General features: G+C 59.0%; 12 protein-coding genes. 9 read left to right on the forward strand and 3 right to left on the reverse strand.

The features are described 5' to 3' along the window. Window positions 1–108: 108 nt before the first annotated feature. The 7 genes from apaG to EPZ47_RS27140 all read left to right on the forward strand — a co-directional run bounded on the left by apaG (window position 109) and on the right by EPZ47_RS27140 (window position 8,185). Window positions 109–489 carry a Co2+/Mg2+ efflux protein ApaG gene (gene apaG / locus EPZ47_RS27110; protein WP_135847465.1) on the forward strand — a complete coding sequence of 127 codons (381 nt, stop codon included), beginning with the start codon at window positions 109–111 and terminating at the stop codon, window positions 487–489. After that, on the forward strand, window positions 489–1,364 hold the full coding sequence (locus EPZ47_RS27115) for a symmetrical bis(5'-nucleosyl)-tetraphosphatase (RefSeq protein WP_135847466.1): 876 nt from the start codon (window positions 489–491) through the stop codon (window positions 1,362–1,364). The genes apaG and EPZ47_RS27115 overlap by 1 nt, the downstream gene beginning before the upstream one ends. 33 nt (window positions 1,365–1,397) lie before the next feature. Further along, window positions 1,398–1,727 carry a thiosulfate sulfurtransferase GlpE gene (gene glpE, locus EPZ47_RS27120; RefSeq protein WP_135847467.1) on the forward strand — a complete coding sequence of 110 codons (330 nt, stop codon included), beginning with the start codon at window positions 1,398–1,400 and terminating at the stop codon, window positions 1,725–1,727. A gap of 299 nt (window positions 1,728–2,026) precedes the next feature. Then, the gene (locus EPZ47_RS27125) at window positions 2,027–3,949 is read left to right on the forward strand and encodes a PrkA family serine protein kinase (protein ID WP_135847468.1); all 1,923 of its coding nucleotides are present in this window, start codon (window positions 2,027–2,029) and stop codon (window positions 3,947–3,949) included. Window positions 3,950–4,061: 112 nt separating this feature from the next. Further along, on the forward strand, window positions 4,062–5,333 hold the full coding sequence (locus tag EPZ47_RS27130) for a YeaH/YhbH family protein (RefSeq protein WP_025215799.1): 1,272 nt from the start codon (window positions 4,062–4,064) through the stop codon (window positions 5,331–5,333). After that, complete coding sequence (locus EPZ47_RS27135; RefSeq protein WP_135847469.1) at window positions 5,330–6,895, forward strand: SpoVR family protein; 1,566 nt, start codon at window positions 5,330–5,332, stop codon at window positions 6,893–6,895. The genes EPZ47_RS27130 and EPZ47_RS27135 overlap by 4 nt, the downstream gene beginning before the upstream one ends. 63 nt (window positions 6,896–6,958) lie before the next feature. Next, complete coding sequence (locus EPZ47_RS27140) at window positions 6,959–8,185, forward strand: multifunctional CCA addition/repair protein (RefSeq protein ID WP_135847470.1); 1,227 nt, start codon at window positions 6,959–6,961, stop codon at window positions 8,183–8,185. 151 nt (window positions 8,186–8,336) lie between these two features. Here the strand turns inward: EPZ47_RS27140 and folK are convergent, their stop codons facing one another. Then, window positions 8,337–8,852, reverse strand: a complete 516-nt coding sequence (folK, locus tag EPZ47_RS27145; RefSeq protein WP_135847471.1) for a 2-amino-4-hydroxy-6-hydroxymethyldihydropteridine diphosphokinase — start codon at window positions 8,850–8,852, stop codon at window positions 8,337–8,339. After that, the gene (gene folB, locus EPZ47_RS27150; protein ID WP_039590767.1) at window positions 8,843–9,196 is read right to left on the reverse strand and encodes a dihydroneopterin aldolase; all 354 of its coding nucleotides are present in this window, start codon (window positions 9,194–9,196) and stop codon (window positions 8,843–8,845) included. The genes folK and folB overlap by 10 nt, the downstream gene beginning before the upstream one ends. A 74-nt stretch (window positions 9,197–9,270) precedes the next feature. Here folB and plsY point away from each other — a divergent pair, with 74 nt between their 5' ends. Next, complete coding sequence (plsY, locus tag EPZ47_RS27155) at window positions 9,271–9,840, forward strand: glycerol-3-phosphate 1-O-acyltransferase PlsY (RefSeq protein ID WP_135847472.1); 570 nt, start codon at window positions 9,271–9,273, stop codon at window positions 9,838–9,840. 8 nt (window positions 9,841–9,848) lie between these two features. On the opposite strand, the gene tsaD is transcribed toward plsY, so the two are convergent. Next, the gene (gene tsaD, locus EPZ47_RS27160; protein ID WP_135847473.1) at window positions 9,849–10,874 is read right to left on the reverse strand and encodes a tRNA (adenosine(37)-N6)-threonylcarbamoyltransferase complex transferase subunit TsaD; all 1,026 of its coding nucleotides are present in this window, start codon (window positions 10,872–10,874) and stop codon (window positions 9,849–9,851) included. A 199-nt stretch (window positions 10,875–11,073) separates the two neighbouring features. Between tsaD and rpsU the strand changes: the two genes are divergently transcribed. Then, complete coding sequence (gene rpsU / locus EPZ47_RS27165; protein ID WP_002551877.1) at window positions 11,074–11,289, forward strand: 30S ribosomal protein S21; 216 nt, start codon at window positions 11,074–11,076, stop codon at window positions 11,287–11,289. Window positions 11,290–11,400: the final 111 nt, after the last annotated feature.

Raw genomic sequence — 11,400 nt, forward strand, 5'->3', positions numbered from 1 at the left:
ATGAACGCTATCGGGCGGGACGCCACTCTGGTCTACTACCCGATACTTGGCCTAGACTGATCTCATCAGCCACGCCCGCGTCCCGCTTCGTTTTTAAGGCCTTTTTGCATGCCCGATCCTCGCTACCAGGTCGACGTCAGCGTCACCACCCGTTTTCTGGCAGAACAGTCGCAACCCGAGCACAACCGTTTCGCCTTCGCCTACAGCATTACCGTGCGCAATAACGGCTCTTTGCCAGCCAGGCTGCTGTCGCGGCACTGGGTCATCACCGACGGCGATGGGCATGTCGAAGAAGTGCGCGGTGAAGGTGTGGTGGGTCAGCAACCGTTGATCGAGGCCGGCAAAAGCCACAGCTATAGCAGCGGGACGGTGATGACGACCAAGGTCGGCACCATGCAGGGCACCTACCAGATGCTGTCCGAGGACGGCAAACGCTTCGACGCCATCATCAAGCCCTTTCGCCTGGCGGTGCCCGGAGCCTTGCACTGATGGCCACGTATGCGGTCGGCGACCTGCAAGGTTGCCTCGACCCGCTCAAATGCCTGCTGGAGCGCGTCGCCTTTGACCCGCAGAAAGACACGCTGTGGCTGGTGGGTGACCTGGTCAACCGTGGCCCGCAATCCCTTGAGACCTTGCGCTTCCTCTATAGCATCCGCCAATCGCTGGTCTGCGTGCTCGGCAACCACGACCTGCACTTGCTGGCCGTCTGGCAGAACATCGAGCGCCTGAAGAAATCCGACACCTTGAGCGAAATCCTCGACGCCCCCGATTGCGTTGAACTGCTGGAATGGTTGCGCCAGCAAAAACTCATGCACTACGACGAACAGCGCCACGTGGCGCTGGTTCATGCAGGCATCCCGCCCCAATGGTCCCTGCGCAAGGCACTCAAATGCGCCGGCGAGGTCGAACAGGCGTTGCGCGACGACAACCTGTTCACCCCGTATCTGGATGGCATGTACGGCAACGAACCGGTCAAGTGGAGCAACGACCTCACCGGCGTGGCCCGTCTTCGCGTCATCACCAATTATTTCACCCGGATGCGCTTCTGCACCCGCGAGGGCAAGCTTGATCTCAAGAGCAAGGAAGGTATCGAGACTGCCCTGCCCGGCTACGCCCCTTGGTTCAAGCACAAAGAGCGCAAGACCCGTAACCTGAAAGTCATTTTCGGTCACTGGGCGGCGCTGGAAGGCCAATCCGACGAGCCCGGAGTGATCGCCCTCGATACCGGCTGCGTATGGGGCAGCGCAATGACGCTGATGAACGTCGACACCGGTGAGCAACTGCGTTGCGATTGCGACGAGCAGGGCCATGCAACTCCCCATCACCCGACCACCGCACCACTGCCGGCGAGCACCACCGTTTAGTTGGCGCCGCGCTGCAGGCTACAGGAGCTTTATATGAGCGAATTCAAGCGTATCCCCCCGGAACAGGCCCAGGCTCTGCGTGAACAAGGCGCCGTCGTCGTCGATGTACGCGATCCCCAGACCTATGCGGCTAACCATATCCCGGGCTCGACACACCTGGATAATCTTTCCATCGCCGACTTCATCCGTGCCGCCGATCTCGATGCGCCTACCGTCGTGGTCTGCTATCACGGCAACTCCAGCCAGAGCGCCGCCGGCTATCTGATCAGCCAAGGCTTCAGCGACGTCTACAGCATGGACGGCGGTTTTGAGTTGTGGCGCACGCTTTATCCTGCAGAAATAGCCCAAGGCAATCAGGAATAATTTTTTATGTCGCCCAAGCCCGCGTGAACCGTGGGCTTGGGCGCTGGCAGACGAACGGTCTGCCACAACTAATTACGCATTCCACCTTTACCTCTCCGATTCCGAACTATCCTTAGCCTCAGGCCATCCAAAACAGGGGAGAGCCGGTACACCGGCGCACGGGTCATCGGGAGTAAGCTTTCAGGAGCCTGCATTCTTGAAAGCATTCTGGGGGGTAAACGGCAGTTGGGTTCCCAGCGGCTGTCCAGCATCGACTGATTGATCCGCCACCGGCTCCACGTATCGAGCGAGGTGACGTCATGAGTATTTTTAGCCACTTCCAGCAACGTTTCGAGTCCACGCGGCAGGAGGAGTACTCGCTGCAGGAATACCTCGAACTCTGCAAGCAGGACCGCAGTGCCTACGCATCGGCTGCAGAGCGTCTGTTGCTGGCAATCGGAGAACCGGAACTGCTGGATACCTCAGCCAACTCGAGGCTTTCGCGGATTTTCTCCAACAAGGTGATTCGCCGCTATCCGGCCTTTGAGGACTTCCACGGGATGGAGGAATGCATCGACCAGATCGTGTCCTATTTCCGCCACGCCGCCCAAGGCCTGGAAGAGAAGAAGCAAATCCTCTATCTGCTCGGCCCCGTAGGTGGCGGTAAATCGTCCCTGGCCGAAAAGCTCAAGCAACTGATCGAAAAAGTGCCCTTCTATGCAATCAAGGGCTCTCCGGTATTCGAATCGCCCTTGGGGCTGTTCAATGCCACCGAGGACGGGGCGATCCTCGAGGAAGACTTCGGCATCCCACGCCGCTACCTCAGTACCATCATGTCGCCATGGGCCACCAAGCGCCTGGCCGAGTTCGGCGGTGACATCAGTCAGTTCCGGGTGGTCAAGCTCTACCCGTCGATTCTTAACCAGATCGCGGTGGCCAAGACCGAACCGGGGGATGAAAACAACCAGGATATTTCGGCCCTGGTGGGCAAGGTCGATATCCGCAAGCTGGAAGAGTTCCCGCAGAACGACGCCGACGCCTACAGCTATTCGGGCGCACTGTGCCGGGCCAACCAAGGCTTGATGGAATTCGTCGAGATGTTCAAGGCGCCCATCAAAGTCCTGCACCCCTTGCTGACCGCCACCCAGGAAGGCAACTACAACAGCACCGAGGGCCTGGGGGCCATCCCGTTCACCGGTATCCTGCTGGCGCACTCCAACGAGTCGGAATGGCATACCTTCCGCAACAACAAGAACAACGAAGCCTTCATCGACCGGATCTACATCGTCAAGGTGCCGTACTGCCTGCGCGTTACCGACGAGGTGAAGATCTACGACAAGCTGCTGTTCAACAGCTCGCTGTCCAAGGCTCACTGCGCGCCTGACACGCTGAAGATGCTCGCCCAGTTCACCGTGTTGTCGCGCCTCAAGGAGCCGGAAAACTCCAACATCTATTCGAAGATGCGGGTGTATGACGGCGAAAACCTCAAGGACACCGATCCGAAGGCCAAATCGATCCAGGAATACCGCGACAACGCGGGGGTCGACGAAGGAATGAACGGCCTGTCTACACGTTTTGCGTTCAAGATCCTTTCCAAGGTCTTCAACTTCGACCCCCACGAGATCGCCGCCAACCCGGTTCATCTGCTGTATGTGCTGGAGCAGCAGATCGAGCAGGAACAGTTCCAGGCGGAAACCCGCGAGCGCTATCTGCGATTCCTCAAGGAATACCTGGCCCCGCGCTACATCGAATTCATCGGCAAGGAAATCCAGACTGCCTACCTGGAGTCCTACAGCGAGTACGGCCAGAACATCTTCGACCGCTACGTGCTGTACGCGGACTTCTGGATCCAGGACCAGGAATACCGCGACCCGGAAACCGGCGAAATCCTCAACCGCGTGGCGTTGAACGAGGAGCTGGAAAAAATCGAGAAACCGGCCGGGATCAGCAATCCGAAGGATTTCCGTAACGAAATCGTCAATTTCGTGTTGCGCGCCCGGGCTAACAACAACGGCAAGAACCCAACCTGGCTCAGCTATGAAAAGCTGCGGGTGGTGATCGAGAAGAAAATGTTCTCCAACACCGAAGACCTGCTGCCCGTCATCAGCTTCAACGCCAAGGCCAGCAAGGAGGACCAGCAAAAACACAACGACTTCGTCACACGCATGGTCGAACGTGGCTACACCGACAAACAGGTACGGCTGCTCTCCGAGTGGTATCTGCGGGTCCGCAAATCGCAATAAGCAGCGGCAGGTTTCTAGCGACAGGCTGCAGGGGACAGCCGTTGAGCCAAGGCTCGACAGCGCATCCCTTGTGGCTTGGAGCTGACGACTTGAAGCTTCCCCGGAGGGGCCTATGAGCTATGTGATCGACCGACGCCTTAATGGCAAGAACAAGAGCACGGTAAACCGCCAGCGGTTTCTGCGGCGTTACCGTGATCACATCAAGAAGGCCGTCGAAGAGGCGGTCAGCCGGCGTTCCATTACCGACATGGAACATGGCGAACAGATCAGTATTCCTGGCCGCGACATCGACGAGCCGGTGCTTCACCATGGCCGCGGCGGCAAACAGACCGTGGTGCATCCGGGCAACAAGGAATTCACCAGCGGCGAGCACATTCCCCGCCCGCAAGGCGGCGGTGGTGGCAAGGGGCCCGGCAAGGCCGGCAACTCCGGCGAAGGCATGGACGAGTTCGTCTTCCAGATCACCCAGGAGGAGTTCCTCGAGTTCATGTTCGAGGACCTGGAGCTGCCGAACCTGGTCAAGCGCAACCTGACCGGCACCGACACCTTCAAGACCGTGCGCGCCGGTATCAGCAATGAAGGCAATCCTTCGCGCATCAATATCATCCGTACGCTTCGTTCGGCCCACGCCCGGCGTATTGCGCTATCGGGCAGCAGTCGGGCCAAACTGCGCGAGGTCAAGGAAGAGCTGGCACGCCTCAAGCGCGAAGAACCCGACAATTTCGGCGACATTCAAGACCTCGAAGCGGAAATCGAGAAACTCAGCGCGCGCATTCATCGCGTGCCGTTCCTCGATACCTTTGACCTCAAGTACAACCTGCTGGTGAAACAGCCCAACCCCAGTTCCAAGGCCGTGATGTTCTGCCTGATGGACGTGTCCGGCTCCATGACCCAGGCCACCAAGGACATCGCCAAGCGGTTCTTCATCCTGCTGTACCTGTTCCTCAAGCGGAACTACGACAAGATTGATGTGGTGTTCATCCGCCATCACACCAGCGCAAGGGAAGTGGACGAAGAAGAGTTCTTCTACTCCAGGGAAACCGGCGGCACTATCGTTTCCAGCGCCCTGAAACTGATGCAGGAAATCATGGCTGAACGCTATCCAGCCAACGAATGGAACATCTACGCGGCCCAGGCGTCCGACGGTGACAACTGGAACGACGATTCGCCAATCTGCCGTGACATCCTGATCAACCAGATCATGCCGTTCGTCCAGTACTACACCTACGTGGAAATTACTCCACGCGAACATCAGGCGTTGTGGTACGAATACGAACGCATTGCCGAAGCTTTTTCCGACACATTTGCCCAACAGCAACTGGTCTCGGCCGGGGATATCTACCCGGTCTTCCGTGAACTCTTCCAGCGCAGGTTAGTGACATGACCGCCAAAAAAGAGCAGAAGCGCCAGCCCATCTCCACCGGCTCCGAATGGACGTTCGAGCTGATCCAGGCCTACGACCGCGAAATCAGCCGTATCGCGGACCGTTATGCCCTCGACACCTACCCGAACCAGATCGAGGTGATTACCGCCGAGCAAATGATGGACGCCTACGCGTCGGTCGGCATGCCGCTGGGGTATCACCACTGGTCCTACGGCAAGCACTTCCTCAGCACCGAAAAATCCTACAGCCGCGGCCAGATGGGGCTGGCCTACGAGATCGTGATCAACTCCGACCCGTGCATCGCCTACCTGATGGAAGAAAACACCATCTGCATGCAGGCCCTGGTGGTGGCGCATGCCTGCTACGGCCACAACAGTTTCTTCAAAGGCAACTACCTGTTCCGCACCTGGACCGATGCCAGTTCGATCATCGATTACCTGGTGTTCGCCAAGCAGTACATCATGCAATGCGAAGAACGCCACGGCATCGACGCGGTGGAGGATCTGCTGGATTCCTGTCACGCCCTGATGAACTACGGCGTGGACCGTTACAAACGGCCTTATCCAATTTCTGCCGAAGAAGAACGCCGGCGCCAAAAGGACCGTGAAGAGCACCTGCAAAAGCAGATCAACGATTTGTGGCGCACCATTCCAAAAGGCGCCGACAAGTACAGCGAAAAAGACAACGCGCGCTTCCCTGCCGAACCGCAGGAAAACATCCTCTACTTCATCGAGAAACATGCGCCGCTGCTGGAGCCATGGCAACGGGAAATCGTGCGCATCGTGCGCAAGATTGCCCAGTATTTCTATCCGCAACGCCAGACCCAGGTCATGAACGAGGGCTGGGCCACGTTCTGGCATTACACGCTGATGAACGACCTGTACGACGAGGGCCTGGTGACCGACGGCTTCATGATGGAGTTTCTCACCTCCCACACCAGCGTGGTGTTCCAGCCCGGCTTCGACAGCCCGTACTACAGCGGCATCAACCCTTACGCATTGGGTTTTGCCATGTACCGCGACATCCGGCGCATGTGTGAACACCCCACCGAAGAGGATCGCCGCTGGTTCCCGGACATCGCCGGTTCGGATTGGTTATCGGCCATCAAATTCGCCATGAGCAGCTTCAAGGACGAGAGCTTCATCCTGCAGTACCTCTCGCCCAAGGTGATCCGCGACCTGAAACTGTTCAGCATTCTCGATGACGACCAGAAAGATGACCTGCTGGTGCCTGCCATCCATGACGAAAGCGGTTATCGCGTCATCCGCGAAACCCTGGCTGCGCAATACAACCTGGGCAATCGCGAACCCAACGTGCAGATCTACAGCATCGACCGTCGGGGAGATCGCTCGCTGACCCTGCGCCATCAGGCCCACGACCGAAAACCGCTGGGTGACTCCACCGATGAAGTGCTCAAGCACCTACATCGTCTCTGGGGCTTCGACATCCACCTGGAGACCTTGCAGGGTGACCAAGTGATGAAGACTCATCATGTGCCGCCCCGAACCGAACAAGCCGAAGGAGACTATGGCCGCCTGGACTTGGCCGTCATTCACCTTTGATCCCGTTTTCACCTCCGAACGTCCGGCGCAAAGGTTATCCTGTCGGACCAACGGAGGTTTTTTATGCAGATTTATAAAGTCGGCGGTGCCGTTCGCGATCGCCTGCTGGGCATCCCTGTCACCGATATAGATCGGGTTGTGGTGGGTGCCACCGCCGAGGAAATGCTCGCCAACGGGTTTCGCCCCGTGGGGGCTGATTTCCCGGTGTTCCTCGACCCGAAGACCGGTGAGGAGTACGCCCTGGCTCGTACCGAACGCAAAAGCGGTCGTGGCTACGGCGGCTTCGTGTTTCATGCCAGCCCTGAAGTGACCCTCGAAGAAGACCTGATCCGCAGGGACTTGACGATCAACGCCATGGCCGAAGACGACCACGGCAATCTGACCGATCCCTATCATGGCCAGCGCGACCTCGAAGCCCGCATACTCCGCCACGTTTCTCCCGCTTTCGCCGAAGATCCACTCCGAGTCTTGCGAGTTGCCCGTTTTGCCGCGCGCTATGCTCCGCTGGGTTTCAAAGTCGCGGACGAAACCCTTGAACTGATGGGCCAACTCAGCGATTCCGGCGAATTGGAAGCATTGACGGCCGAACGCAGCTGGAAAGAAATCTCCCGCGCACTCATGGAAAACCAGCCGCAAGTGTTTATTCAGGTCTTGCGCGACTGCTCGGCCCTGAAGGTCTTGATGCCCGAGGTCGATGCGCTGTTCGGCGTACCGCAGCCTGAAGCCCATCACCCGGAAATCGACACGGGCTTGCACACCCTGAGCGTGCTGGAACAGGCAGCGTTGCACCAACAGCCCCTGACGGTCCGCTGGGCTTGCCTGCTGCATGATGTGGGGAAAGGCCTGACACCCGAACACGAATGGCCGCGCCACATCGCTCACGAGCACAAGGGATTGAAACCGATCAAGGCGGTCAATGAGCGCTTCAAGGTGCCGCGTGACTGCCAGGAGTTGGCGTTATTGGTCGGCCAGTACCACACCCATGGTCATCGTGCGCTTGAGCTAAAGGCTTCTACCTTGCTTGAGCTGCTGCAGAGCTTTGATGTGTACCGTCGACCTCAGCGCTTCGAGGAGTTCATCGCGGCCTGCGAGATGGACGCACGGGGACGCAAGGGGCTTGAAGAGAGAAGTTATCCACAGGCTGATTATCTGCGCGGTGCGGCAGCAGCGGCTCGGGGGGTGGCGGTGCAGCCCTTGCTGGAGAAAGGCTTCAAGGGGCCGGAACTGGGCGAGGCGATCAAGCGTGAGCGCCTCAGGGCATTGAAAGCGTACAAGGACGCGGCAAACTGACGGAAGTCATGGGGCGGCTTGCATCTTCGCTGGATGTGCCACCGCCATCGCGAGCAAGCTCGCTCCCACAGAGGGCTTCAGTCGAACACAAGGCATGTGTCCGCTGATAATCAATGCGGGAGCGAGCAAGCTCGCGATGGCGGCCGACGCCTCACAGATTCGACGGCGTAAGCTGCTGGCCTCGCCACTCAAAAGCCACCGGCGCCAGCACCTGATCAATCTGCGACTCATCCCACAAAGCGGCAAAACTTTTGCCTACGCCAGGATGAATCCGATCCGGCGCGATCAACGACAGCGGCCACAGCACAAAGGCGTTCTTGAGGATTTCGGCGCGAGGCAGAATCAGTCCGTCGAAGTTGCCCACCTGCTCGCCATACAACAACACGTCGATATCCAACGGCAAACCTTTGCGGTCCGGCGCATAACGACCGTTGTCCGCCTCGATGAACTTGAGGCGACGGTCCAGCTCCATCAGCGGCAGATCCGTGAAGGCCGATACGACAAAATTGAAGAATGGACCGCTCTTGATCCCCACCGGCTGGCTCTCGAACACGGCCGAACAGCGTATGTCCACGAGGAAACCAGCAAGGGCTTCAAGACCTGCACGCAAATGGGTCTCGCGCTCGATATTACTGCCGAGCCCGAGAAAAACCTGAGTCAGCGACATCCGCGCTCAATCTCCACGCCAACACCGCTGGCCGCCGGCACGGCACCGGGCTTGGTCACTTTCAGACGCAGCCAGGTGATCTTGAATTCATCCATCAGCTCTTGGGCCAGTCGTTCGGCAAAGGTCTCGACCAATTGGAACTGCGCCTGCTCGGCAAAGGCCTGGATACGCGACGATACGCTGGCATAGTCGAGCGCCAGGGTCAGGTCATCGCCTGCGGCGGCCGGGCGGTTATCCCAAGCGAAACTCAGATCAAGCCGCAGACACTGTCGGATGCCTCGTTCCCAGTCGTAGGCACCAATTACCGTGTCGACTTCCAGGCCCTCGATAAACACTCTGTCCAAGCACTCTTCTCCGCAGCACGACAAGGGCGCAATGCGCCGTTAGAATCAGGGCGTCCTCGCCCGGAATAGTTAGCATGTTTTGGTTACTGGCGATTCTCGCCTACCTGCTCGGCTCGCTGTCCTTTGCCATTTTGCTCAGCCGCCTGACCGGTCGCCCGGATCCGCGAATGAGTGGCTCAGGCAATGCCGGCGCCACCAACATGCTGCGCCTGGCCGGCCGCAAACTCGCCGTCCTGACCCTGCTTGGCGACCTCTGCAAAGGTCTTTTCCCGGTATTGATCGCCAGCCTTGCAGGGCTCTCGTTGCAGCAACAGGCCTGGATCGGCGTGTGCGCCGTTATCGGCCACCTGTTTCCGCTGTACTTTCGCTTTCGCGGCGGCAAGGGTGTCGCCACCGCTGCCGGCATGCTGCTGGGCCTGTATCCGCCCGCCGCCCTGCTGGCTGTCTGTGCCTGGCTGCTGACGTTCTACCTGACCCGCACCAGCTCGCTGGCCGCACTGATTGCCACACCGCTGACCCTACCGCTACTGGCCTGGCAGGAACCGGCGGCGTTGCTACCGATGTCAGCACTGGTTGCACTGATCGTCTGGCGCCACCGGGGCAATCTACGCGACCTGTTCGCCGGGCGCGAACGGCATTTTTAAAAGACGCTTCACAGCGGCGACAACTGCTCCATGGGCCAGCGCGCCTGCACGCTGATCGCCAGGCTTTCATGCTGGCCAGCCTGCAGGCGCTGACAGCCGGCAAAAGCAATCATCGCGCCGTTATCGGTACAGAACTCCGGCCGGGCGTAGTAAACGTCGCCCTTCATGTCGCCGAGCACTTTCTCCAGCGATACCCGCAAGGCCTTGTTCGCACTCACGCCACCCGCGATCACCAGGCGCTTGAGACCGGCCTGCTTCAGGGCGCGCTTGCACTTGATGGTCAAAGTCTCCACCACGGCCTGTTGGAACGCCAGCGAGATGTCGCAACGGGCTTGCTCACTGTCGTCCCCGGCGCTTACACATCGCTGCCAAGTGTTCAGGGCAAAGGTTTTCAGGCCGCTGAAACTGAAATCAAGACCCGGCCGGTCGCACATCGGACGCGGAAACACGAAACGTCCTTCAACACCTTGAGCTGCAAGCCGCGCGATTTCCGGTCCGCCAGGATAATTGAGGCCCATCATTTTCGCGGTTTTGTCGAAAGCTTCACCGGCGGCATCATCAAGGGTTTCGCCCAGGAGCTCGTATTGACCGATTCCATCGACCCGAACCAACTGCGTATGGCCGCCAGACACCAACAAAGCGACGAACGGAAATTGCGGTGGTTGTGGCTCCAGCATGGGCGCCAGCAAGTGGCCTTCCATGTGATGCACGCCAAGGGCCGGGATGTCCCAGGCAAAGGCCAGCGCCTGGGCGCAGGAAGCGCCTACCAGCAGCGCACCCACCAGCCCCGGACCCGCAGTGTAGGCGATGGCATCGATCTCTGTCGGCACACTGCCGGCCTCGGCCAGGACCTGGCGGATCAAGGGCAGCATACGCTTGACGTGATCGCGGGAGGCAAGCTCGGGCACCACGCCACCGTAGGCGCGATGCAGATCGATCTGGCTAAACAGCGCATCGGCCAGAAGACCGCGCTCACTGTCGTAAAGTGCAACGCCGGTTTCGTCGCAGGAGGTTTCTAATCCCAGTACTAGCATGGGTTTGCGCCTTGTAGAGGCTGAATTCGAAGGCGCGCATAATAGTCGCCGCGTTGTGCCCCGACCAGCGGTTTTCGATCAGAGGCTTTGCATTCCGAGCGATGAGGGGTTAACATCCGCAACCCTTAAAAACCGACGTCTTCAAGTGCTCTTTTGCCGCGAGGATGTTGACCCCGGTAATGAATGAAGGTAGCTCTGGATGCCAGCCGTCAAAGTAAAAGAGAACGAACCCTTCGACGTAGCTCTGCGTCGTTTCAAGCGCTCCTGCGAAAAAGCCGGTGTTCTGGCTGAAGTTCGTAGCCGCGAATTCTACGAGAAGCCGACTTCCGAGCGTAAGCGTAAAGCAGCAGCCGCTGTTAAGCGTCACGCCAAGAAAGTTCAGCGCGAACAGCGCCGCGCCGTACGTCTGTACTAATACACAGACGTCCGTAGCAAGCTTCTGCCAAGCCCGGCCCTCAAGCCGGGCTTATGGCATTTGCGGAATAACGCTTGATGCTTCACCGTCAAAGCCGCAGACGCGACCGAG

Origin of the sequence: Pseudomonas viciae (genome assembly GCF_004786035.1) — a bacterium.
In the GTDB taxonomy this organism is placed as follows: Bacteria; Pseudomonadota; Gammaproteobacteria; order Pseudomonadales; family Pseudomonadaceae; genus Aquipseudomonas; species Aquipseudomonas viciae.